Below are 24,096 nucleotides of genomic sequence, written 5' to 3'. Positions count from 1 at the left end.
TTGGATCAGGTGCGGCTGAAGTATTCGCGGCGTTCGAAATCGGTCTTGTCCTCGGCCTGGGCATGGCGCTCGATCTCGCTGCGCTTGATGCGACAGAAATGCCGCACGACATCGTTGCCGAGCCCTGCGCACAACGCCGGATCCGATGCCAGTGCATCGAGTCCTTCAGGCAGCGAGGTGGGTATTTTCTCGCCACCGTCGGCGTAGGGGGATTCGCTGGCGGGTGGTGCTTGCAGTCGATTCTGCAGGCCGTCGAGTCCGGCGTGGATCTGCGCTGCCATGTAGAGATACGGGTTGGCGGCGGGCTCACCGATGCGGTTCTCGATGCGGGTGGCGTTGTCGCCCGCCGCCCCCACCACGCGCAGCATGGCACCCCGGTTGTCACGCCCCCACAGCACGGCCTGTGGCGCGAGCGCGTTGGGGCGAAAGCGCGCGAAGCCGTTGAAGGTCGGGGTGCACAGCGGCGTCATGCCGCGCGCATGGGCCAGCAGGCCGGCGAGCCAGTGGCTGGCTACGTCGGACAGGGTGTGCCGCGCGTCCAGCGCCGTGGTGCCGGCGGCGGGAGCGTCGCGCAGACAGGCGTTGCGCCCGGTCTTCAGGTTCACCAGCGACTGGTGCAGGTGCCAGCCGCTGGACATGATGTGCGGGAACGGCGGGCGGCACATGAAGGTGGCATGAAAGCCCGCGCGGCGCAGCGCCTGGCGCACACCGCTGCGAAACAGCACCATCTGGTCGGCGGCAGTGAGCGCGTCGGTGGCGTCGAACACGGCTTCCACCTGGCTGGGGCCGAGTTCGATTTCGATCGACTGCAGCGGCAGGCCCAGTGCCTGCGCGGTGCGCTGCACGATGCGCAGGGGTTCGTCGGCCATGTCCATCAGGGCTTCGGCCTGCAGGTTGTAGCCGGGGTGGATCATCTCCACCGCGGGTGGCAGGCCGGGCCAGGCGGCGAGTTCGGGGTCGAGCTGCGGCCGTGTGTCGGTGATGCGGTAGATGTGGAACTCGACCTCCAGCCCGGTCTTCAGGCCGTAGCCCGCGTCACCCAGCCGCGCCAGCGCGGTCTGCAGCACACGCCGCGTGTCCAGCGGCACGGGCGCACCGTCGGCAAACCAGGGCTGGCAGCGCAGCCAGCCGGTGTGGGGCGCCCATGGCAGCTCGGTGAAGCTTTCGGGGTCGGGCAGCAGCATGAGGTTGGCCGCGCCGGCAAAGCCGGGCAGGTCGTCTGCACCGCCGGGCTCGAACACCTTCCACGCGGTTCGGTCGGCGGTGTCCTTGAGCATGAGCGTGCCCACCATGCCCACGCCGTCCTGCAGCGCGCGCATGGCCGCCGTGGCCGTGAGGGTCTTGCCGCGCAGCATGCCGTGGGTGTCGCACCAGGCCATGCGCACGAGCTCGACGCCGCTGGCTTCGATGCGCTTGACCAGGCGCACGCAGGCGGCCTCGCGGGCGGCGGTGTGGATGCCGCAGCGTTCGGCGAACGTCATCCAGCCACTCCCGTTTGCCCCGAGCTGATTTCCGTTCGCCCTGAGCTTGTCGAAGGGTTCGCCAGCACCTGTGGAAGGGCTTCGACAGGCTCAGCCCGAGCGGAGGTGGGCTCAGCCCGAGCGGAGGTGGACTCAGCCCGAACCGAGGATTGCGCGTTCCAGGGCGCGCCCTCGCGCCGTGCGCGCACTGCGTCCTGCCACCAGGCCTGCCAGCCTTGCGCGGGCGCGATGCCGTCCACCGTCTCGGGGCCACTGATCTGCTCACACAGCGCAGGGTCGGCGATGCCGGGTGCGGTGCCGCCTTGTTCCACCGTGTCAATGGCCTGCTGCAGCATGCGGCGGTTGGCCATGATCACCTTGTCGGTGGTGCCCAGGTGTTCGCGCGTGCGGTCCTGGATGGCGCCCATGCTCTCGCAGGCCCACTGGTCGTGCACGTTGATGTCGTCCTCGCCCATGCCCAGGTAGGTGCGGCTCTGCTGTTCCTCGGGGTTGAAGCCCCAGTGGTTGTGGCGGCCGGTTTTGGGCAGGTAGTCGGGCAAGGTCACGGCGGCCAGGCGCGGGGTGCGCATGGCGTCCTTGTCCACCGGGCCGGTGAAGCTGGTGAAGAAGGCAAACCAGTGGTTGTGGGTGTCGTCCACCGGCACGTGCATCTGCGTGATCGTCATGGTCTCGGAAAGGGGAATCACGAAGGTTTGCGGGAACACGGCGTGGGTCACGCGCACATGCGTGAGTTCGTCCGTCATCGGGCGCAGGGCGGTGAGCTGCAGGCCGTGGGGTTTGGGCTCAAACGAGATCAAGGGCTGGCCGAACTCGCGCATCACGCGCGTCATGGGCCAGCGCTCGCCGTCCACGTCGCCTGCGCTGGCGCCACGGAACTGTTTGCCGTAGCTGTCTTCGAGCGATGCGTCGTTGAAGAAGCGGTGCAGATACGAGGCGTGCGCCGGGTCGATGCCGACCTCGAAGGCCTGCAGCCAGTTGCAGTTCCACAAGCCTTTGAAGGCGAAGGTGTGCGAGGCCGGGGCGTTGAAACAGTCCAGCGCGGGGAAGGGGGGTGGCGTCTGGTTTTCGGGGCCGAACCAGCCGAACAGCACGCCGCTTTTCTCAACCAGCGGGTAGCTGCGCTGCCGGATGCGGGTGCACAGTGTGCTGCCCGCGGGCTCGGCGGGCGTCTCGATGCACTGGCCCGTGGTGTCGAACTTCCAGCCGTGAAAGGGGCAGCGCAGTCCGTCGCCCTCATTGCGGCCGAAGGCGAGGTCGGCACCGCGGTGCGGGCAGTCGCGGTCGAGCAGGCCGTAGGTGCCTTGTGCATCATGGAACAGCACGAAGTCTTGCCCCAGCACGCGCACGGGTTTGACCGGGCGCACCGCCATGCGCGGGTCCAGCGCTGGGTCGAACTCGTCGAGCAGGGCGACCGGTTGCCAGTAGCGGCGCAGAAGTTCACCGCCGGGGGTGCGGGGGCCGACCTGGGTCAGGCGCTGGTTGAGTTCGGCTTTCATGGGGGCTCCGGTGGAAGTGGTTCAAACGGTATCCCGTTTAAAAAATTCAGTGTACAGTTTGAGCCATGAGCCTGCAAGACACCGTGTTGATGCAATTGCGCGACCTGATCCTGAGCGGCCAGTTCGAGCCCGGACAGCGCCTGGCCGAGCAGCAGCTCGCCGAGCGCCTGGGGGCTTCGCGCACGCCGGTGCGCGCCGCGCTGGTGACACTGGAGCAGGAGGGCTTGGTCGAGGCCAACGAGACCGGCAAGTACTTGGTGCGCCAGTTCACGGCGCAGGAAGTGACCGACGCGATTGCCGTGCGCGGCCACCTCGAAGGCATGGCCGCGCGGTTGGTGGCCGAGCACGGCGTGCCGCGCCAATTGCAGGGGCAGTTGCAGGCATGTCTGGATGAGGGCGATCGGCTGCTGGCCGACAACCCCTTGACCATCGAGAGTTACGCGGCGTATTCGGTGATGAACGACCGCTTTCATGCCCTGCTGCTGGAGGCCTGCGGTAACCGCGCCCTGCAGCGTGCCGTGGCGCTCAACGACAAGCTGCCGTTCGCCCCGGCCTCGGCCATGCTGCCCATGCAGGGCACGGTGGCGCTGGACCGTGACTGGATGCTCTATGCGCACCGCCAGCACCACATGCTGTTCGACGCCCTCCAGCGTGGTGAAGGCGCGCGCGCCCAGGCGCTGGCCGTGGAGCACACCGAGGTGGCGCAGATGAACATGCGCCTGGCGCTGGAGCGGCGCGCCGAGTCCGAGCGTGTCATGCCGGTGATGCGCCTGGTGGTGGGCTGACACGGCGGCGGTGTATCGTGCCGGGCATGCAAACCGCTGCCCTCACCGGCCTCACGCTGCGGCGCGTGGCCATCGACACCTACCACGAGAACGTGGCCTATCTGCACCGCGACTGCGAGGTGGTGCGGGCCGAGGGCTTCCAGGCCCTGTCCAAGGTGGAGGTGCGGGCCAATGGGCAGCGCATCCTGGCCACGCTCAACGTGGTGGACGACAGCAACATCGTGGGCTGCAATGAAATCGGGGTGTCCGAAGACGCCTTTGCACGGCTGGACGTGGCCGGTGGCCACCCCGCCTCGGTGTCGCCGGCTGAACCCCCTGAATCGATCCCGGCGCTGTTTCGCAAGATCAACGGCGAGCGCCTGGGCCGTGACGACTTCCACCACATCATTCGCGACATCGCAGAGCTGCGCTATTCCAAGATCGAGCTCACCGCCTTCGTGGTGGCCTGCAACCGCAGCGAACTCGACCGCGAAGAGGTGTATTTCCTGACCGAGGCCATGGTGGCCAGCGGGCGGCGGCTCGACTGGCACGAGTCGCTGGTGGTGGACAAGCACTGCATCGGCGGCATCCCGGGCAACCGCACCTCGATGCTGGTCGTGCCCATCGTCGCCGCCTACGGCCTGGTGTTTCCCAAGACCTCGTCGCGCGCCATCACCTCGCCCGCCGGCACGGCCGACACCATGGAGGTGCTGGCCAACGTGGAGCTGCCGTTCGAGCAGCTCACCGGCATCGTGCGCCAGCACCATGGCTGCCTGGCCTGGGGCGGTGCGGCGATGCTCTCGCCGGCCGACGACGTGTTGATTTCGGTGGAGCGCCCGCTGTCCATCGACTCTCCTGGTCAGATGGTGGCCTCCATCCTGTCCAAGAAGATCGCCGCCGGCGCGACCCACCTGGTGCTCGACATCCCCATCGGCCCCACGGCCAAGGTGCGTTCCATGCCCGAGGCACAGCGCCTGCGCCGCCTGTTCGAATACGTGGCGCAGCGCATGCACCTCTCGCTGGACGTGGTCATCACCGATGGCCGCCAGCCCGTGGGCCGTGGCGTGGGGCCGGTGCTGGAGGCGCGCGACGTGATGCAGGTGCTGGAAAACGACCCACAGGCGAGCGCCGACCTGCGGCAGAAATCGCTGCGGCTGGCCGGGCGGCTGATCGAATGCAGCCCCGACGTGCGTGGCGGAGATGGCTTTGCGATTGCGCGCGACATCCTGGACTCGGGCCGCGCGCTGGCGCAGATGCAGGCCATCGTGCAGGCGCAAGGCAGTCGGGGCTTTGACCATCACCACCCGGCGCTCGGTGCGCTCACACTGGAGGTGAGGGCGCCCGACGCGGGCGTGGTCGTCGGCATCGACAACCTGCAGATTGCCCAGATCGCCCGCCTGGCTGGCGCGCCCAAGGTGCGGGGTGCGGGCGTGGACCTGTGCGTCAAACTCGGCGAAGCGGTGGTCGTCGGCGACTTGCTCTACCGCATTCATGCCAGCTACCCGGCCGACCTTGAATTCGCGCGCCAGGCCAGCGAACGCGCCAACGGTTTCAGCCTGGGCACCACCGCTCAGGTGCCCCATGTTTTTGTGGAGTTCTGATGCTTCTCTCCAGCCAAGCTACCGCCGGATGTGTGTTGTGTTTCGACGATGAAGAGGCTGTGGCTGCGCGGGCCGCCAGCGCCGCCGGCATGGCCCTGGCCGTGGTGGAGCGCCACCGGTTTCCCGACGGTGAGATGCGCCTGCGCCTGCCCGCCGAACTGCCTGCGCGCGTGGTGCTCTGGCGCGGCCTGCAGCAGCCCAACGAAAAGCTGGTCGAGGTACTGCTGGCGGCCCAGACCGCACGCACGCTGGGGGCGAGACACCTCACGCTGGTCTCGCCGTACCTCGCCTACATGCGCCAGGACATCGCCTTCAACCCCGGCGAAGCCATCAGCCAGCGCATCGTGGGTGGCTTTCTGGCCGGCCTGTTCGACGCCATCATCACCGTGGACCCGCACCTGCACCGCGTGGCCACGCTCCACGAGGCCATGCCGGTGAAAGACGCGATCGCGCTCAGCGGCGCGCCCCTGCTGGCCGACCACATCGCCACGCAGCGCCAGCAGCCGCTGCTGATGGGCCCCGACGAGGAAGCCCTGCAGTGGGTCGCGCTGGCGGCACGGCGCCACGGCTGGGACCATGCGGTGTGCCGCAAGACGCGCCACGGCGACCGCGACGTGGACATCGAACTGCCGGAGCTGCCTGTGGCCGGGCGCGCGGTCGTGCTGATGGACGATGTGGCCAGCTCCGGCCACACGCTGGCGCGGGCGGCCGCGAAGCTGCGCGCCGCCGGCGCGGCCTCGGTCGACGTGGCGGTGACGCACGCGCTGTTTGCCCCGGGTGCGGTGCAACTGGTGCGCAGCTCAGGCGTTGGTGAGATCTGGAGCACCGACTGCATTGCGCATGCCTCCAATGCCGTGAGCATCGTTCCCGCTGTGGTGGACGCGTTGCAGGGCATCTGAAAGACGGTCGATTCATTGAGGTTGCTCAACGGCGAGCGTGGGGTGCTGCCTAGACTGGCCGGGCAGGGGAGTGGCCCCTGTTTGTTCCAAGGAGACCGTCATGCGCGCCATCCTGCCTTGCGCAATCACGCTGTTGGTGTCGTCGGGCCTGACCGCCTGTTATGTCGTGCCCGAGCGCCAGGCCGACGGGCAGGTGATCTACCAGCACTACCCCTTGCCGCCGGTGGGCTCGGTGGTGCCGCCCCGTGTGGCCATGCCGTCCGGAGGTTCGTCGGCACCCGCCAACCTGCCGGCACGCCTCTACCCCATCAACGACATCGCCACGGCCACCGGCATCGTCACCGGATCGGTCACCAACATGATGACCGGCAAGGGGGTCTTCAACGTCTCCTACCTCGGTGAGGTGCTCACCGGCGAGGCGACCCGTGTGTCCAACGATGAGCGACGGGGCGTGGCCAGCGCGTTCAGCCCGAAGGGCCTGTACATGTCGTGCGAGTACCAGATGAACACGCCTTACCAGGGCGCGGGGACCTGCACCTTTTCCAACGGTGCGGCCTACCGCATCCACATCGGCGGCAACTGAGCGCGGTGGCTCTGCCACGCGGGCGAGGCGTGCGCCCAGTCGCACTCAAATGGCCGTGCAGTGGGCGGGTTATGGAGGAAGCCCGACCCGATCGCTCGGGTATGGGGGAATACTCGGTTTTTTCCTTGCTCCATCACCGCACCGTTCTCATGACCACCACCACGCTGTTCTCTCCCTTCACCGCCGGCCAGATCTCGTTGGCCAACCGCATCGTCATGGCACCGCTCACGCGCAACCGCGCGCCAGGCGCCGTGCCCACGCCGCTCATGGCCACCTACTACCAGCAGCGCGCCAGCGCCGGCCTGCTGATCACCGAAGCCACCGCCATCAGCCACCAGGGCCAGGGCTACGCCGACGTGCCCGGGCTGTACGCGCCCGAGCAGATCGAAGGCTGGAAACGCGTGACTGCGGCCGTGCACGCCGCTGGCGGCAAGATCGTCACCCAACTCTGGCACGTGGGCCGTGTCTCGCACACCGAGCTGCAGCCCGCTGGCGGCGCACCCGTGGCGCCGTCGGCCATCGTGGCCAAGACCAAGACCGTGCTGCTCAAGGACGGCGCACCCGTATTTGTCGAGACCTCCGAGCCGCGCGCGCTGGAACTGAGCGAACTGCCCGGCATCGTCGAGGACTACCGCAAGGCCGCGCTGGCTGCCATCGAGGCGGGCTTTGACGGCGTGGAAATCCACGCCGCCAACGGCTACCTGATCGACCAGTTCCTGAAGACCGGCAGCAACCAGCGCACCGATGCTTACGGCGGCAGCATCGAAAACCGGGCGCGCTTGCTGGTGGAGGTGGTCCAGGCCGTCACCAGCGCCATCGGCGCGGGTCGCACCGGTATCCGCCTCTCACCCGTGACGCCGGCCAACGACGTGATCGACGCCGATCCACAGCCGCTGTTCTCCCATGTGCTGCGTGAGCTGGCGAAGTTCGACCTGGCCTACGTGCACCTCATTGAAGGTGCCACCGGTGGCCCGCGCGAGCTGGCCGACCGGCCGTTCGATTACGACGCGCTGCGCGCGGCTTACCACGCAGCTGGCGGCAAGGCGGCCTGGATGGTCAACAACGGCTACGACCAGCCCATGGCCGAGCAGGCCGTGAAAGACGGCGCCGACCTGGTGGCCTTCGGCAAGACCTACATTGCCAACCCCGACCTGGTGGCGCGCCTGCGGCAAGGTGGCCCGTTCAACGTGCCCGACAACAAGACCTTTTATGGCGGTGGCGCCAAGGGTTACACCGATTACCCGGCTCTGGCTGCCTGATGTGCCATGCACCGCCACGGCGGCGGTGCATGGGCTTGCGCGGTCAGCGCAGCTGGGCGTTGGCCTGCACTTGTTGCTTGAGCTGCTCGGACAGCTGGGCGGCGGCGCGCCGTCCCGCCAGGCCGAAGTCGCTCTTGAATTCGGTGAACTCGGCGGTGCCGTTGCCTTGGGCCTTCACCGTGGTCAGGGCCTTGCCCTCGGCGTCGCTGACGTCGCACGCCAGCTCGATGCCGAACTTGGTGGGTGGCCAGGTGAACAACGACGGAGACTCGGTGGTGGTGGTGATGCTGGGCGAGAACACATAGCTCACACCGTAGGACGCGATGGCCTCGCGGTCACTCGCCGACTTGACCACGAACACATCGGCGTACACCGCTCGCAGTGCATCGCGAATGGACTTCTCCAGGTCGCGGTAGGGAAAGTAGCTCACCTTGTCACCTCCGCCGCCGGCGGTGATGACCTCCTTGCCTCGCTCGGCATCGGTCATGACGTAAGCGACCTTTTTCGGGTTGAGCCCGGCCTCGTTGCGCACGGGTGTTTCCAGCGGGCTGATGCCGATGGGGTGGGCGCAGGCGGCCAGCAGGGCGAGCAGCGCGGCTGCCACGGGGATGCGCCAGAAGTTCTGAAAGGGCATGGGTTTCTTTCGGTTCAAGGTTTGACAGCGGCGATGAAGGCGGGATCGGCGTAGATGGTCTGCAGCAGCGTGCGCACCAGGCGCGGGTATTCGCTCTGGCCCTTGGGCACGGCCACCGCGGCGGCAAAGCTCGATTCAAACTGCGTCTTGGCGCTGTAGATCTTCTCGTGCACGGTCTGACCACGCTTGATCACGCTCAAGCGCACGTCCATGAAACCTTCGCCGGTGTTGATGCCGGACACGTCCATGTCGTTTTTCAGCAGCGTGGCGTCGATGCGCGTGTCGGCCTTGGGGTCAAGCACCCGCAGCTCGGTCAGGTCGGAGCGGATGGCCTCTTCCAGGTACTGGGCAAATGAACCCTGGGTCGTCACGAAGGGTGCGCCTCGCAGGGTGATCTTGTTGACCGGTGCCTCGGGGCTGCGTGGCTGGAATTCACCAACGGCAATCTTGCCCAGCTGGCTCGTCTTGAGCCGGTCGATGCTCGGATAGTCCGGACTGTAGGTGGGCGCCACGAACGAGGCGCAGCCGGTCAAAACGACCGCCGTGAGGGCCAGCGTGGCCATGCGTAGTTTCATGTTGTCTCGCTTTTTTCTGATCGATGCACATGCACCGCGCAGAACTATAGCGATCAGCCGTGGCCTCGCCGGGATACCGCCCACGGTTTATCCTCGCGGGCATGAAGCTCTACAACTATTTCCGATCCTCGGCCTCGTTTCGCGTGCGCATCGCGCTCGCCCTCAAGGGCCTCGACTACGAATACCACGCGGTCCACCTGGCCAAGGGCGAACACAAGCAATCGGCCTACACCGACATCGCCGTGGAGGGCCTGGTGCCGCTGCTCGAGCTGGATGACGGCACGCGCCTGACGCAGTCCATGGCCATCATCGAGTACCTCGACGAGGTGCAGCCCCAGCCGGCCCTGCTGCCTCTGGATGCGCTGGGCCGCGCGCGGGTGCGGGCACTGGCACAGATCATTGCCTGCGAGATCCACCCCATCAACAACCTGCGCGTTCTCAAATACCTCAGCAAGGACCTCAAGCTGGACGAAGACACCAAAAATACCTGGTACCGCCACTGGGTGCGCAGCGGGCTGGAGTCCTTCGAGCGTCAACTCGCGCTGCAGGCCCCCGGCACCTATTGCCACGGTGAGTTGCCCACCCTGGCCGATTGCTGCCTGGTCCCGCAGATATTCAACGGTCAACGGTTCAACGTCGACTTCTCGGGCCTGCCGCGCACCATGGCCGCCTTTGAGGCCTGCATGAAACACCCGGCATTCCAGAAGGCCCAGCCCTCGGCCTGCCCGGACGCGGAGGCCTGATGCTGCCGGCGGGCGACGGCATCCAGCCGGACTGGCCTGCGCCGCCCGGCGTGCGGGCGCTGTTCACCACGCGGGTGGGCGGCGTGTCCGTGGCTCCGTTCGACAGCTTCAACCTGGGCGACCACGTGCGCGATCAGCCTCTGGCCGTGGCATGCAACCGGGAGCGGCTCGCAGCGCTCACCGCGCCCGCGCGTCCGGTGTTCCTGCAGCAGGTGCATGGAACGCAGGTCGTGAGGCTCACGCCCGACATGCCCGATGGCGCCGTGGCCGATGCCTGCGTGGTGCAAGGGCCGGGGGTGGTTGCCACCATCATGGTGGCCGATTGCCTGCCGGTGCTCTTCGCCCATGCCTCGGGCACCGCGGTGGCCGCGGCCCACGCTGGCTGGCGCGGCCTGGTCGACGGTGTGATCGAGGTCACCGCGCGCGCCTTGCACAATGCCGCGGGCGAGGGCGAGCTCATGGCCTGGCTGGGTCCCTGCATCGGGCCGCGGGCTTTCGAAGTCGGGGCTGACGTGTGCGAGGCGTTTGTTGCGGTCGACCACGGGGCCGCAGCGCACTTCTGGCCGCTCGGCAAGGGCAAGTTCCTTGCCGATCTGCCTGCGTTGGCACGGCGCCGGCTGCGGGCCGTGGGCATCACCAACGTGCACGGCAATGACGGCTCACCGGCGTGGTGCACCGTCACACAGGCTTCAAGATTCTTTTCGCACCGGCGCGATGCGGTCATCCTCGGCAGCACCGGGCGCATGGCCGCCTGCATCTGGATCGATTGAGGTCGTCGCCTCAGGCGCTGCGTTGGCCGCCAGCCGGGACATCTGCGCCTGGTGTTCGGCGGCTTCGCGCGCCCTGATGGCCTTGCGCCGCGCAGGCGTTCGCATCAGGTAAACCACCAGTACCACGGGCAGCAGACCGTAAAGAAAAAAGGTCACAATGGCTCCGAGGACCGAGCCTGTGGTGTTGGTCGCTTCTGCCACCGACATCATCAGAACAACATACATCCAACCAATCACGACCAGGTACACAGCGATCCTTGCAGACCGGGAAACCATGTCAGTCTGCTGGAAGCCGCCACGCAGATACTGGGAAAAACCCGGAAATGTTTCCCCAGCGCGGGGATGATAAGCCGCACACAAAGGCACAGGAGACCAGCATGACATCGGGCAAAACCCCACCCACCGACTGGCTGGAGACGGCCAACGCGTTTCAGCAAAACCTCATTCAGCAATGGACCCAGGTGGCTCAGGCTTTCCCGGGTGCCGCCGCCCACGCGAAGCCAGGCGCGACCGACCCCTTTGCCGCATTCAAGGCCTTCATGCCGCAGGCCGGTGCGGCCAACCCGTTCGGTATGGCCATGCCCACCGCGGGTGCGGCTTTTCCCGGCATGCCCGCCATGCCGGGCATGGGCGACATGTTCAAGAACGCGGCTGGCCAGCAGGTGAGTTTTGATCCGGCGAAGCTGCTCGAAGTCCAGAACCAGTACCTCAAGGACGTGGCCGGGTTGTGGAATCAGGGCGGCGCCGTCAAACCCGAGGGCGATCGCCGGTTCGCCGCCGATGCCTGGGCCAGCAACCCGATGGCAGCGTTTTCGGCGGCGGCCTATTTGCTCAATGCACGCACGCTCATGGCCCTGGCCGATGCGGTGCAGGGCGATGCCAAGACGCGCACGCGCGTCCGCTTCGCGGTGCAGCAGTGGATCGATGCCAGTGCGCCGAGCAACTTCCTGGCTTTCAACGCCGAAGCGCAGAAGAAAGCCATCGAGACCAAAGGCGAGAGCATCGCCAAGGGCATGGCCAACCTGCTTCACGACATGAAGCAGGGCCATGTGTCCATGACCGACGAGAGCGTTTTCGAAGTGGGCAAGAACGTGGCCACCACCGAGGGCGCGGTGGTGTTCGAGAACGAACTGTTCCAGCTGATCGAATACAAGCCGCTCACGACCAAGGTGTTCGAGCGGCCCTTCCTGCTGGTGCCACCCTGCATCAACAAGTTCTACATCCTCGATCTGCAGCCCGAGAACTCGTTGATCCGCTATTGCGTGGAGCAGGGTCACCGCACCTTCGTGGTGAGCTGGCGCAACCCGGACGAATCGCTGGCCAAGGCCACCTGGGACCAGTACATCGAAGACGCGGTGATCAAGGCGATCGGCATCACGCAGGACATCACGGGCGCCGAGACCATCAACGCACTGGGCTTCTGCGTGGGCGGCACCATGCTGGGCACGGCGCTGGCCGTGCTGGCCGCGCGCGGCGAGGAGCCGGTGAACTGTGCCACCTTCCTCACCACGCTGCTCGATTTCACCGACACCGGCATCCTCGACGTGTTCATCGACGACAACTTCGTCAAGTACCGCGAGATGCAGTTCGCCGACGGCGGCCTCATGCCCGGGCGCGACCTGGCCACCACCTTCAGCTTCCTGCGCCCGAACGACCTGGTGTGGAACTACGTGGTGGGCAACTACCTTAAGGGCGAGACACCGCCGCCGTTCGACCTGCTGTACTGGAACTCCGACAGCACCAATTTGCCAGGCCCTTACTACGCGCGCTACCTGCGCCAGATGTACCTGGAGAACAACCTCGTCAAGCCCGGCAAGATGACCGTGTGTGGCGAGAAGATCGACTTCCGTCAGGTCAAGCTGCCGGTCTACATCTACGGCTCGCGCGAAGACCACATCGTGCCCATTGGTGGCGCCTACGCGAGCACCCAGGTGTTCCCGGGCAAGAAGCGCTTCGTCATGGGCGCCTCGGGCCACATTGCCGGCGTGATCAACCCGGCAAGCAAGAAGAAACGCAGCCACTGGATCGGCTCCAGCACCCAGTTCCCGAAAGACGTGAACGAGTGGATCGCCAGCGCCGATGAACAACCGGGCAGCTGGTGGACCGACTGGGCTGCCTGGCTCAAGCCCCAGGCTGGCAAACAAATTGCAGCGCCCAAGACCTACGGCAAGGGCAAGACCTACGCGGTCATCGAGCCCGCGCCTGGCCGATACGTGAAAGCGAAAGCCTGATACCGATCAAGTAGTGACCATTCGGGCTGAGCCTGTCGAAGCCCCCGCCAGCACCGCTGGATGCCCTTCGACAGGCTCAGGGCGAGCGGAGTCGTTTTTTTCAGCACAACAAGGAGCAAACCCATGGAAGACATCGTCATCGTTTCAGCCGCCCGCACCGCTGTCGGCAAGTTCGGCGGCTCGCTCGCCAAGACCCCCGCCACCGAGCTTGGCAGCATCGTCATCAAGGCGATGCTGGAGCGCACCGGCCTGCCGGCCGATGTGATCGGCGAAGTGATCATGGGTCAGGTTTTGGCTGCGGGCGTGGGCCAGAACCCGGCGCGCCAGGCCATGATGAAAGCCGGTGTGGCGAAGGAAACGCCGGCGCTCACCATCAACGCCGTCTGCGGCTCCGGCCTCAAGGCTGTGATGCTGGCCGCGCAGGCCGTGGCCTGGGGTGACAGCGAGATCGTGATTGCCGGTGGCCAGGAAAACATGAGTGCCAGCCCTCACGTGCTCAACGGCAGCCGCGACGGCCAGCGCATGGGCGACTGGAAGATGATCGACACCATGATCGTTGACGGCCTGTGGGACGTCTACAACCAGTACCACATGGGCATCACCGCTGAAAACGTGGCCAAGGCCCACGGCATCAGCCGCGACGCGCAGGACGCGCTGGCCCTGGGCAGCCAGCAAAAGGCCAGCGCTGCGCAGGACGCCGGCAAGTTCAAGGACGAGATCGTCGGCGTGAGCATTCCGCAGCGCAAGGGCGACCCGGTTGTGTTCGACAGCGACGAGTTCATCAACAAAAAAACCAACGCCGAAGCCCTGGCCGGTCTGCGCCCCGCCTTCGACAAAGCCGGCTCCGTGACCGCCGGCAACGCCTCCGGCCTGAACGATGGTGCTGCCGCCGTGATGGTGATGTCGGCGAAGAAAGCCGCTGCGCTGGGCCTCAAGCCGCTGGCGCGCATCGCTGCGTTCGGCACCAGTGGCCTGGACCCGGCCACCATGGGCATGGGCCCGGTGCCGGCCTCGCAGAAGGCCTTGGCGCGCGCCGGCTGGAAAGCGTCCGACGTGGACCTGTTCGAGCTCAACGAAGCCTTTGCCGCCCAGGCCTGCGCCGTCAACAAGGCGCTGGACATTGACCCCGCGCGCGTCAACGTCAACGGCGGTGCGATCGCCATCGGTCACCCCATCGGAGCGTCCGGTTGTCGCATCCTGGTGACGCTGCTGCACGAAATGATCCGCCGCGACGCGAAAAAGGGCGTGGCGGCCTTGTGTATCGGTGGCGGCATGGGGGTTTCCCTCGCGGTCGAACGCTGATTTGCCGGTAGATTCAAAAGCCTGTTGCGGGGTCACGTGCGCCCCGCAATCCAACACACACAAACCAGAGGAGAACCCCGAATGAGTCAAAAAGTAGCGTACGTCACCGGTGGCATGGGTGGCATCGGTACCGCCATCTGCCAGCGCCTGCACAAGGAAGGCTTCAAGGTCATTGCCGGTTGCGGCCCCACACGCGACTTCAAGAAATGGCTGGACGAGCAGCAAGCCCTGGGTTTCTCGTTTTACGCCTCGGTCGGCAACGTCGGCGACTGGGCTTCCACCGTGGAAGCCTTCACCAAGACCAAGGCCGAGCACGGCACCATCGACGTGCTGGTGAACAACGCCGGCATCACGCGCGACCGCATGTTCCTGAAGATGTCGCGCGAAGACTGGGACGCCGTCATCGAGACCAACCTCAACTCCATGTTCAACGTGACCAAGCAGGTCGTGGCCGACATGGTCGAAAAAGGCTGGGGCCGCATCATCAACATTTCGTCGGTCAACGGCGAAAAAGGCCAGGCCGGCCAGACCAACTACTCGGCCGCCAAGGCCGGCATGCACGGTTTCTCGATGGCGCTGGCGCAGGAGCTGGCCAACAAGGGCGTGACGGTCAACACCGTGAGCCCGGGCTACATCGGCACCGACATGGTCAAGGCCATCCGGCCCGACGTGCTGGAGAAGATCGTGGCCACCGTGCCCGTGAAGCGCCTGGGCGAACCCGGCGAGATCGCCTCCATCATCGCCTGGCTGGCCAGCGAAGATGGCGGCTACGCCACCGGCGCGGACTTCTCGGTCAACGGCGGCCTGCACATGGGCTGAGCCTGCCGTGCGCAGACGACCAACCCCGCTTCGGCGGGGTTTTTTGTGGGCGTTTTCGGGCGGTATTCAAGCGATCGTGGCTCGGGCAGCGCGTTTATATTGCTGCGATGTACAAGCCGCTTCCCCTGGAATCCCTGGCACTCAACCAGCCGGTGCCCGTGAACATCTGGGACCCCAAGGGCGTGCTGTTGCTGCGCAAGGGCGAACCCATCACGTCCGAGCAGCACCGCGGCCATCTCATGTTGCACACGCCCATGGTGCTGTCCGCCGACTGGCAAGCCCTGAGCTACAGCTACACCGCGGCGCTGGACCGCATGGTGCGCAGCAACGAATCGCTCAGTCGCATCGTCGGGCTCGACGCCATGGTGCCCGTGCACGACAAGGCGCAGGCGCGCGACGATCTTGCCCCCACCGAAGCCTGGCCCGACATCCACGCCGCGCTCACGACATTGCTGCACCAGGGCGGCGAGGCCAGCCAGTTCATGGAGCGGCTGGACCGCCTGGACGCACGGACCGAAAAGCTCTGGCGCGAGCACCCTGACGACAGCCTGCTGGTGCTGGTGCAACTGCTGTTCGATGCGCGCATGCACTACAGCGCCACGCATGCGCTGCTCACCGCCGGGCTGTGCGCCCTGGTGGGGCCGTCGGCCGGCATGGTGAGTGCCGACCAGCTCAGGCTGTCGCGCGCGGCCCTGACGATGAACATCGGCATGACCCGCGCGCACGATGACATGGCACGCCAGGCGGGGCCGCTGTCGGAGCAGCAGCGCAAGACCGTGCGGGAGCACCCCCAGCGCAGCGCAGAGGTGCTGCGCCAGCTCGGCGTGGCGGATGCGACCTGGCTGCAACTGGTGGAAGAACACCACGAGCGCCCCGACGGACAGGGCTACCCGGCGGGCAAACAGGCCAGCGGCACCGCCCACCGCCTCCTGCAGATGGCCGACGTGTACGTGGCCTGCATCAGCCCACGCAAGAGCCGGGGTGGGCTGCTTTCGCAGCAGGTGGCACGCGAGCTGTACCTGGGCGCCGACCTCACCCCCGATCCGTTGGGCGCGCTGTTCATCAAGAACATCGGCTTCTATCCACCCGGCAGCTATGTGCGCCTGGCCAGCGGGGAACTCGCCGTGGTGGCCAGGCGCGGCGTCAAAGCCAACGCGCCGGCGGTGTTCGCCATCGTCGGCCGACAAGGCCTGCCGCTGGGAGAGCCCGCCCTGCGCGACACGACCGACCCCGCGTTCGAAGTCAAGGCAAGTCTGGCGCCCGGCGATGTGAAGGTGGTGGTGAGTGTGGCCAAACTGCTGGCCCGCCTGTGAATGCCAGGGTGGCGCGGTACAGTTCCAGGCTGTGCCCGTGAGCGATTCCCTCAGATGATTGACAGCCCCAACCACCCACAACCCAACCCATGGCGCCTCTCGGTCGCGCCGATGATGGACTGGACCGATCGGCACTGCCGTTACTTCCACCGGCTGCTGTCGAAGCAGACCCTGCTCTACACCGAGATGGTGACCACCGGCGCGTTGGCTCATGGCAGCGTGCAGCGCCACCTGCGCTTCAACGCCGAGGAACACCCCGTGGCCTTGCAGCTCGGTGGCAGCGACGCGGCCGAGCTCGCCATGGCCGCGAAGCTGGGCGAGGAGTGGGGCTATGACGAGATCAACCTCAACTGTGGCTGCCCGAGTGATCGTGTGCAGCGCGGCGCTTTCGGTGCCTGCCTCATGGCCGAGCCGAACACGGTGGCCAATGGCGTGAAAGCCATGGTGGACGCGGTGTCCATCCCGGTCACGGTCAAGCACCGCATCGGCATCGACCGCGTGGAGAGCTACGACTTCGTGCGCGACTTCGTTGGCACGGTGAGCGAGGCGGGGTGCCGTGTGTTCATGGTGCACGCGCGCAATGCCTGGCTGGACGGCCTCTCGCCCAAGGAAAACCGCGAGGTGCCCCCTTTGCGTTACGAGCTGGCCTACCGCCTCAAGCGCGACTTCCCGCAGCTCACCATTGGCATCAACGGCGGCATCACCACCAACGCGCAGATCGCCGAACACCTGCAGCAGGTGGACGGTGTGATGGTGGGCCGCGAGGCGTACCACAACCCCTGGCTGCTCACCTCGTGGGACGAGGCCTTCTTTGGCGCAGCACCCAGCACGATCACGCGCGAAGCGGTGGAGGAGCAGATGGTGGCCTACATGGAGCGCGCCTTTGCCGAGGACGGCTGCCCGTGGTACGCCATAGCGCGCCACATGCTGGGCCTGCGCCACGGCCTGCGCGGCGCAAGGCGCTGGCGCCAGATCTGGAGCGACCACCGCCTGAAGCCCCTGCCGCCGCGCGAGGTGTGGGGCATGGCGCAAGAGAGCATTGAAGCTGAAACCCGGTCCCTGTCTGCCCCGGTGGCGTGACGCCATCCACCTCACCAAGGCCTCCATGTCTGCACTGCCTCCGGCGCTGAACGCTGAACGCTTCGAGATCGACACAGTGGCGGGTCGGGTGAGCGCCTATCGGGCATGGCCGCAGGTGGGTGCGGCGAATCTGCCGCCCGTGTTGCTGGTGCACAGCGTCAACGCGGCGGGGTCGGCGGCGGAGGTGGCGCCGCTGTTCGAGCATTGCCGCCAGCGTCGCGTGGTGTACGCGCTGGACCTGCCGGGCTTCGGTTTTTCCGAGCGCAGTGATCGGCTCTACACGCCGCGCCTGATGACCGATGCGATCCACGCCTTGCTTGCACACATGCGAGACGCACACGGCGTGGGTGCGATCGACGTGGTGGGCGTGTCGCTGACCAGCGAGTTCGTGGTGCGTGCGCAGCAGGAAGCGCCTCTCACAGTGCGTCGCATGGCCCTGGTGAGCCCCACCGGTTTCAGTGGCCCGAAGCGGCGCTACGGCCCGCCGGGCAGCACGCTGTACCAAGCCTGGCTGTACAAGATTCTGTCGTGGCCGTTCTGGTCGGACGGGATTTATCGCAACCTCACCCGGCCCAGCGTGATCCGTTATTTCCTGGAGCGCACCTGGGGCTCCAGGCGCATCGACGAAGCGCTCTGGCGCTATGCCGTGATCACCACGCGCCAGCCAGGTGCCCGCCATGCGCCGCTGCACTTCGTGTCAGCCGGCATGTTCAGCCGCGACATCAACACCCTGTACGAGGCCGTCACTTGCCCGGTGTGGGTGAGCATGGCCACCCGGGGTGATTTCACCGACTACCAAGGCAAGGTGACGGTGGAGCAGCGGCCCAACTGGCGTTTTCACGCCATGGAAGGCGGGGCCTTGCCTTACTTTGAAGACCTCGCGGCCTTCACCGGGAAGCTCGACCCTTTCTGGGGTTGACGGGCAGGGCCAGGTACGAAATCGGACCTGGCGACGCAGTGCTCAGGCCGCGGCTTCCAGGCCGCTCTGAAAATGTTCCTGCATGCGTTGCACCGCCAGTGCCGTGTTGCGCTCGGTCATCGCGCGGACGATGGCGCGGTGCTCGGCCAGCGACTCTTCGATGCGCCCGGTCTTGAGCAGCGAGTTGTGGCGGTTGAGCTTCATGACCTTGCGCAGGTCGGCCACCATCTGCTCGCGCCAGCGGTTGCGCGCCAGTTCCAGCACGCGCATGTGGAACTGTTCGTTGAGCGCAAAGAAGCGGTCGCGTTCGTCCACCGCCGCCTCCAGGTCGTCGTGCAGGGTTTGCAACTCTGCGAGTTCGGCATCGGTTGCCTGCCGCGCCACCACGCCAGCGGCGTCTGACTCCAGCAGAGAGAGCAGGTGGTAGACGTCGGCCAGGTCTTTCTCGGACACTTCGGTCACGTAGGCGCCTCGCCGCACCTTCATTGTCACCAGGCCTTCGGCGGCCAGCACCTTGAGCGCCTCGCGCAGCGGCGTGCGGCTGATGCCGTATTCCTCGGCCAGCTTGAGCTCGTCGATCCAGCTGCCGGGCTCCAGTTCGCGCTTGAAGATGCGCTGGCGCAGCAGTTCGGCTACTTCTTCGTAGAGGGCGCGGGGTGCAAGGGACAGGGCGGACATGGGCAGGATTGTAAGTCGCGAAGAATATTCTGCATCAATAATTATGAATGATATAAAATCTCGCCCGTTCCTGTGTCATTTCAACCATTGCCCGCCATGAGCTCCAAAACGCCCGCCCCAACGCCCGAGTTCCCAACCGTCCCCCTCGAAGCCTGGGCCAAGGCCGCGCAGAAATCGGCACCCGGTGGCGATCTGGGGGCCCTCGACTGGGTCACGCCCGACGGCATCCGTGTCAAACCGCTCTACACCGCCGAAGACACGGCGGGTCTGCAACACACCAACACCTTGCCGGGCTTTGAGCCCTTCATTCGCGGGCCGCAAGCCACCATGTACGCGGTGCGTCCCTGGACGATCCGCCAGTACGCTGGCTTCTCTACCGCCGAGGAAAGCAACGCCTTCTACCGCAAGGCGCTGGCCGCCGGCGGGCAGGGCGTGTCGGTCGCGTTCGACCTGGCCACCCACCGTGGCTACGACAGCGACCACCCACGCGTGACCGGCGACGTGGGCAAGGCCGGCGTGGCCATCGACAGCGTGGAGGACATGAAGATCCTGTTCGACCAGATCCCGCTGGACAAGGTGTCGGTCTCCATGACCATGAACGGCGCGGTGCTGCCGGTGCTCGCGGGCTATGTGGTGGCGGCCGAAGAGCAGGGCGTGGCGCAGGACCAGTTGAGCGGGACGATCCAGAACGACATCCTCAAGGAGTTCATGGTCCGCAACACCTACATCTACCCACCCGAGCCGTCGATGAAGATCATCGGCGACATCATCGAGTACACGGCTGGCCACATGCCCAAGTTCAACTCGATCAGCATCAGCGGGTACCACATGCAGGAAGCCGGCGCCAACCAGGCGCTGGAGCTGGCCTTCACGCTGGCCGATGGCCAGGAATACGTGAAGACCGCGATTGCCAAGGGCATGGACGTGGACGGCTTCGCCGGGCGCCTGAGCTTCTTCTGGGCGATCGGCATGAACTTCTACCTGGAGATCGCCAAGATGCGCGCAGCCCGCCTGCTGTGGACGCGCATCATGAAAGGCTTCAACGCGAAGAACCCCAAGAGCCTGATGCTGCGCACGCACTGCCAGACATCGGGCTGGTCGCTCACGGAGCAGGACCCCTACAACAACGTGGTGCGCACCACGGTGGAGGCCATGGCGGCGGTGTTCGGTGGCACGCAGAGCCTGCACACCAACAGTTTTGACGAAGCCATCGCGCTGCCCACCGAGTTCAGCGCGCGCATCGCGCGCAACACGCAGCTCATCATTCAGGAAGAGACCCACATCACGAACGTGGTGGACCCCTGGGCCGGCAGCTACATGATGGAGAGCCTCACCCAGGAAATGGCCGACAAGGCCTGGGCCATCATCGAAGAGGTGCAGGCCATGGGCGGCATGACCAAGGCGGTGGACAGCGGCTGGGCCAAGCTCAAGATCGAGGCGGCTGCCGCCGAGAAGCAGGCGCGCATCGACTCCGGGCGCGACGTGATCGTCGGCGTCAACAAATACAAGCTCAAGACCGAAGACGCGATCGAGGCGCGCGACATCGACAACGTGGCGGTGCGCGACGGGCAGATTGCGCGGCTTCAGAAGATCAAGGCCACGCGCGACAGCGCGAAGGTGCAGGCGGCGCTTGAAGCGCTCACGGCCGCCGCCGACAGCGGCGAGGGCAATCTGCTCGACCTGACGATCAAGGCGATGCGCCTGCGCGCCACCGTGGGCGAAGTGAGCGACGCGCTGGAGAAGGTTTTCGGGCGCCACCGCGCCGATACGCAAAAGGTGACCGGTGTGTACGCAGCTGCCTACGATTCCGCCGAGGGTTGGGATGCCCTCAAGACCGAGATCAACGCATTCGCCGAAGCGCAGGGCCGCCGCCCGCGCGTGATGATCAGCAAGCTCGGCCAGGACGGCCACGACCGCGGTGCCAAGGTGGTGGCCACGGCCTTTGCCGACCTCGGTTTCGATGTGGACATGGGCCCGCTGTTTCAGACGCCCGAGGAGTGCGCACGGCAGGCGATCGAGAACGACGTGCACGCGGTGGGTGTCTCGACGCTGGCCGCGGGCCACAAGACCCTGGTGCCGGCCATCATTGCCGAGCTGAAGAAGCAGGGTGCCGACGACATCATCGTGTTCGTGGGCGGTGTGATCCCGCGCCAGGATTACGAGATGCTCTTTGATGCCGGCGTCAAGGGCATCTACGGCCCGGGCACCCCCATTCCCGCCAGCGCGAAGGATGTGCTGGAGCAGATCAAGAAGGCACTCGGGTGACCCCTTCGGTGCTGCTGGAAGGCATCGTGCACGGCGACCCCGCCGGGCAGCGCCGCGCCATTGCCAAGGCCATCACCCTGCTCGAATCCACCCGCGCCGACCACCGCGCGCAGGGCGATGAGTTGCTCACCGCCTTGTTGCCCCACACCGGCAAAGCCTTCCGGCTGGGCATCAGTGGCGTGCCGGGCGTGGGCAAGAGCACCTTCATCGAGGCGCTGGGCCTGTACCTCATCGACAAAGGCCTCCGCGTGGCAGTGCTCACCGTCGATCCTTCCAGCACGGTGTCAGGCGGCTCGATCCTGGGCGACAAGACGCGGATGGAAAAGCTCTCTGTGCACGAGCAGGCCTACATCCGCCCCAGCCCGAGCAGCGGCACGCTGGGTGGCGTGGCCGAGAAGACGCGCGAGGCCATGCTCGTCTGCGAGGCGGCGGGCTACGACACCGTGATCGTCGAGACCGTGGGCGTGGGCCAGAGCGAGACGGCCGTGAGCGGCATGACCGACATGTTCGTGCTGATGCAGCTGCCCAACGCGGGCGATGATTTGCAGGCGATCAAGAAAGGCGTGATGGAGCTGGCCGACCTGGTGGTCATCAACAAGGCCGACATCGACCCGGACGCGGCCACGCGGGCCCGTGCACAGATCACGTCGTCGCTGCGCCTGCTCGGTCTGCAGGGTCACCCGGAGCATGCGCACCACAACGAAGCCGTGTGGCACCCGCAGGTGATCCAGCTCAGTGCATTGCTGGGGCGCGGTGTGGATGCCTTCTGGGCCGAGGTGTCGCGGTTTCGCGCGCTGCAAAGCGGCAATGGCCAGCTGGCGGCGCGCCGCCAGCAACAGGCCCGCGCCTGGATGTGGGAGCGCATCGACGCCGGCCTGAAGCAACGTTTCCGCGCGCACCCCCAGGTGCGCGCCGCCCTGGACGACACCACGCAGCGTGTGCTGGCCGGCACCTTGCCCGCCAGCACCGCAGCGCGCCAGCTGCTCGATCTTTTCGACTGAATCCATTTTCTGGAGAACAACGCCATGCAGGACATCCTCGATCAACTCGAAGAAAAACGCGCCGCCGCCCGGTTGGGTGGCGGTGAAAAACGCATCGCCGCGCAGCATGCCAAAGGCAAGCTGAGCGCGCGCGAGCGGCTGGAGGTGCTGCTGGACGAAGGCACCTTCGAAGAATGGGACATGTTCGTCGAGCACCGCTGCACCGACTTCGGCATGCAGGACAACAAGATCCCCGGCGACGGCGTGGTCACCGGCTACGGCATGATCAACGGCCGCCTGGTGTTCGTGTTCAGCCAGGACTTCACGGTGTTTGGTGGCGCGCTCTCCGAAGCGCATGCCGAGAAGATCTGCAAGGTGATGGACCAGGCCATGAAGGTCGGTGCGCCTGTGATCGGCCTGAACGACTCGGGCGGTGCGCGCATTCAGGAAGGCGTGGCCTCGCTCGGTGGCTATGCCGACGTGTTCCAGCGCAACGTGATGGCCAGCGGCGTGGTGCCGCAGATCAGCATGATCATGGGTCCGTCTGCCGGCGGCGCGGTGTATTCGCCCGCCATGACCGACTTCATCTTCATGGTGAAGGATTCGAGCTACATGTTCGTCACCGGCCCCGAGGTGGTGAAGACCGTGACGCACGAGGAAGTGACCGCCGAGGAACTCGGTGGCGCCATCACGCACACCACCAAGAGCGGCGTGGCCGACCTGGCCTTCGAGAACGACGTGGAGGCGCTGCTGATGCTGCGCCGGCTCTACAACTACCTGCCGCTGTCCAACCGCGAAAAGGCCCCGGTGCGGCCCAGCGGAGACGCGATCGACCGCATGGAGTTGAGCCTGGACACACTGGTGCCCGAAAACCCGAACAAGCCCTACGACATGAAGGAGCTGATCGTCAAGACGGTGGACGACGGTGACTTCTTCGAGCTGCAACCCGAGTACGCCAAAAACATCCTGATCGGCTTTGCGCGCATGGACGGCCAGACGGTGGGCATCGTGGCCAACCAGCCGCTGGTGCTGGCCGGTTGCCTGGACATCAAGAGCAGCATCAAGGCCGCGCGCTTCGTGCGTTTCTGCGATGCCTTCAACATCCCGGTGATCACCTTCGTCGACGTGCCCGGCTTCATGCCCGGCACCTCGCAGGAATACGGCGGCATCATCAAGCACGGCGCCAAACTGCTCTATGCGTACGCCGAGTGCACCGTGCCCAAGATCACCGTGATCACGCGCAAGGCCTATGGCGGTGCCTACGACGTGATGAGCTCCAAGCACCTGCGTGGCGACGTGAACTTTGCCTGGCCCAACGCCGAGATCGCGGTGATGGGTGCCAAAGGCGCGGTGGAGATCATCTTCCGCGAGGAGAAGAAGGACCCGGCCAAGCTGGCCCTGCGTGAGGCCGAGTACAAGGCCCGCTTCGCCAACCCCTTCGTGGCGGGCGCGCGTGGCTTCATCGACGACGTGATCCTGCCGCACGAGACGCGCAAGCGCATCTGCCGTTCGCTGGTGATGCTGAAAGACAAGAAGCTGGAAAACCCGTGGCGCAAGCACGGGAACATTCCGCTGTGAGCCAACCCCTCCCGTTCCCTGAGCAAAAACACCCGTTCGCCCTGAGCCTGTCGAAGGGCTCTCACACAAGTTGACTGGTCAGCGCTGGGCTTCGACAGGCTCAGCCCGAACGGTTGGAAGAAGGAA

22 protein-coding genes are annotated in these 24,096 nt (G+C 66.1%); 16 read left to right on the top strand and 6 right to left on the bottom strand.

Going from position 1 to position 24,096, the window contains the following annotated elements:
- Positions 1-5: 5 nt before the first annotated feature.
- A complete protein-coding gene (locus F9Z44_RS12160) occupies positions 6-1,481 on the bottom strand; it encodes a glutamine synthetase family protein (protein WP_159606496.1) in 1,476 nt (491 codons plus the stop codon).
- A complete protein-coding gene (locus F9Z44_RS12155) occupies positions 1,478-2,977 on the bottom strand; it encodes an aromatic ring-hydroxylating dioxygenase subunit alpha (protein WP_159606494.1) in 1,500 nt (499 codons plus the stop codon). The genes F9Z44_RS12160 and F9Z44_RS12155 overlap by 4 nt, the downstream gene beginning before the upstream one ends.
- Positions 2,978-3,042: 65 nt before the next feature.
- On the opposite strand from F9Z44_RS12155, the gene F9Z44_RS12150 reads away from it, so the two are divergent.
- The 5 genes from F9Z44_RS12150 (at position 3,043) to F9Z44_RS12130 (ending at position 8,083) form a co-directional block, all read left to right on the top strand.
- Complete coding sequence (locus tag F9Z44_RS12150; RefSeq protein ID WP_159606492.1) at positions 3,043-3,762, top strand: GntR family transcriptional regulator; 720 nt, start codon at positions 3,043-3,045, stop codon at positions 3,760-3,762.
- A 26-nt stretch (positions 3,763-3,788) separates the two neighbouring features.
- A complete protein-coding gene (locus tag F9Z44_RS12145; RefSeq protein WP_159606490.1) occupies positions 3,789-5,342 on the top strand; it encodes a thymidine phosphorylase family protein in 1,554 nt (517 codons plus the stop codon).
- Complete coding sequence (locus F9Z44_RS12140) at positions 5,342-6,241, top strand: ribose-phosphate diphosphokinase (RefSeq protein ID WP_159606489.1); 900 nt, start codon at positions 5,342-5,344, stop codon at positions 6,239-6,241. Before F9Z44_RS12145 ends, F9Z44_RS12140 begins: the two co-directional genes overlap by 1 nt.
- Positions 6,242-6,341: 100 nt before the next feature.
- Entirely contained in the window at positions 6,342-6,824 is a 483-nt protein-coding gene (locus F9Z44_RS12135; protein ID WP_159606487.1) for a hypothetical protein, read from the top strand.
- 149 nt (positions 6,825-6,973) lie between these two features.
- Complete coding sequence (locus tag F9Z44_RS12130; RefSeq protein ID WP_159606485.1) at positions 6,974-8,083, top strand: alkene reductase; 1,110 nt, start codon at positions 6,974-6,976, stop codon at positions 8,081-8,083.
- Positions 8,084-8,126: 43 nt separating this feature from the next.
- Here F9Z44_RS12130 and F9Z44_RS12125 read toward each other — a convergent pair whose 3' ends face one another.
- Both F9Z44_RS12125 and F9Z44_RS12120 read right to left on the bottom strand, forming a co-directional pair.
- A complete protein-coding gene (locus tag F9Z44_RS12125) occupies positions 8,127-8,717 on the bottom strand; it encodes a hypothetical protein (RefSeq protein WP_201449954.1) in 591 nt (196 codons plus the stop codon).
- 14 nt (positions 8,718-8,731) lie between these two features.
- A complete protein-coding gene (locus F9Z44_RS12120) occupies positions 8,732-9,292 on the bottom strand; it encodes a hypothetical protein (protein ID WP_159606483.1) in 561 nt (186 codons plus the stop codon).
- Between the two features lie 101 nt (positions 9,293-9,393).
- Between F9Z44_RS12120 and maiA the strand changes: the two genes are divergently transcribed.
- Together maiA and pgeF are read left to right on the top strand one after the other, a co-directional pair.
- Complete coding sequence (maiA, locus tag F9Z44_RS12115) at positions 9,394-10,035, top strand: maleylacetoacetate isomerase (protein ID WP_159606481.1); 642 nt, start codon at positions 9,394-9,396, stop codon at positions 10,033-10,035.
- The gene (pgeF, locus tag F9Z44_RS12110) at positions 10,035-10,805 is read left to right on the top strand and encodes a peptidoglycan editing factor PgeF (protein WP_159606479.1); all 771 of its coding nucleotides are present in this window, start codon (positions 10,035-10,037) and stop codon (positions 10,803-10,805) included. The genes maiA and pgeF overlap by 1 nt, the downstream gene beginning before the upstream one ends.
- Here pgeF and F9Z44_RS12105 read toward each other — a convergent pair.
- On the bottom strand, positions 10,725-11,081 hold the full coding sequence (locus tag F9Z44_RS12105) for a hypothetical protein (RefSeq protein WP_159606476.1): 357 nt from the start codon (positions 11,079-11,081) through the stop codon (positions 10,725-10,727). The two genes, pgeF and F9Z44_RS12105, sit on opposite strands and share 81 nt — an antisense overlap.
- 101 nt (positions 11,082-11,182) lie before the next feature.
- On the opposite strand from F9Z44_RS12105, the gene F9Z44_RS12100 reads away from it, so the two are divergent.
- The 6 genes from F9Z44_RS12100 (at position 11,183) to F9Z44_RS12075 (ending at position 18,469) form a co-directional block, all read left to right on the top strand.
- Entirely contained in the window at positions 11,183-13,036 is a 1,854-nt protein-coding gene (locus tag F9Z44_RS12100) for a PHA/PHB synthase family protein (RefSeq protein ID WP_442907193.1), read from the top strand.
- Positions 13,037-13,159: 123 nt separating this feature from the next.
- Entirely contained in the window at positions 13,160-14,338 is a 1,179-nt protein-coding gene (locus tag F9Z44_RS12095) for an acetyl-CoA C-acetyltransferase (protein ID WP_159606474.1), read from the top strand.
- Positions 14,339-14,419: 81 nt separating this feature from the next.
- The gene (gene phbB, locus F9Z44_RS12090) at positions 14,420-15,157 is read left to right on the top strand and encodes an acetoacetyl-CoA reductase (RefSeq protein WP_159606472.1); all 738 of its coding nucleotides are present in this window, start codon (positions 14,420-14,422) and stop codon (positions 15,155-15,157) included.
- A gap of 107 nt (positions 15,158-15,264) precedes the next feature.
- Positions 15,265-16,470, top strand: coding sequence for an HD-GYP domain-containing protein (locus tag F9Z44_RS12085; protein WP_159606470.1), 1,206 nt, complete (start codon positions 15,265-15,267; stop codon positions 16,468-16,470).
- Positions 16,471-16,524: 54 nt separating this feature from the next.
- Complete coding sequence (gene dusA / locus F9Z44_RS12080) at positions 16,525-17,550, top strand: tRNA dihydrouridine(20/20a) synthase DusA (protein WP_159606468.1); 1,026 nt, start codon at positions 16,525-16,527, stop codon at positions 17,548-17,550.
- A 25-nt stretch (positions 17,551-17,575) separates the two neighbouring features.
- Positions 17,576-18,469 carry an alpha/beta fold hydrolase gene (locus F9Z44_RS12075; protein WP_159606466.1) on the top strand — a complete coding sequence of 298 codons (894 nt, stop codon included), beginning with the start codon at positions 17,576-17,578 and terminating at the stop codon, positions 18,467-18,469.
- A 42-nt stretch (positions 18,470-18,511) separates the two neighbouring features.
- On the opposite strand, the gene F9Z44_RS12070 is transcribed toward F9Z44_RS12075, so the two are convergent.
- Complete coding sequence (locus F9Z44_RS12070; protein ID WP_159606464.1) at positions 18,512-19,147, bottom strand: GntR family transcriptional regulator; 636 nt, start codon at positions 19,145-19,147, stop codon at positions 18,512-18,514.
- Between the two features lie 96 nt (positions 19,148-19,243).
- Between F9Z44_RS12070 and scpA the strand changes: the two genes are divergently transcribed.
- The 3 genes from scpA to F9Z44_RS12055 are packed head-to-tail and all read left to right on the top strand — an operon-like array spanning position 19,244 to position 23,970.
- Positions 19,244-21,412, top strand: a complete 2,169-nt coding sequence (gene scpA, locus F9Z44_RS12065; RefSeq protein ID WP_159606462.1) for a methylmalonyl-CoA mutase — start codon at positions 19,244-19,246, stop codon at positions 21,410-21,412.
- On the top strand, positions 21,409-22,413 hold the full coding sequence (gene meaB, locus F9Z44_RS12060; protein WP_159606460.1) for a methylmalonyl Co-A mutase-associated GTPase MeaB: 1,005 nt from the start codon (positions 21,409-21,411) through the stop codon (positions 22,411-22,413). The genes scpA and meaB overlap by 4 nt, the downstream gene beginning before the upstream one ends.
- A 24-nt stretch (positions 22,414-22,437) precedes the next feature.
- A complete protein-coding gene (locus tag F9Z44_RS12055; RefSeq protein ID WP_159606458.1) occupies positions 22,438-23,970 on the top strand; it encodes an acyl-CoA carboxylase subunit beta in 1,533 nt (510 codons plus the stop codon).
- The last annotated feature ends 126 nt before the right edge of the window (positions 23,971-24,096 follow it).

This window comes from Hydrogenophaga sp. PBL-H3 (assembly GCF_010104355.1).
In the GTDB taxonomy this organism is placed as follows: Bacteria; Pseudomonadota; Gammaproteobacteria; order Burkholderiales; family Burkholderiaceae_C; genus Hydrogenophaga.
Note: the sequence above shows the minus strand (reverse complement) of the source record. Positions and strands in the feature narration are given on the sequence as shown.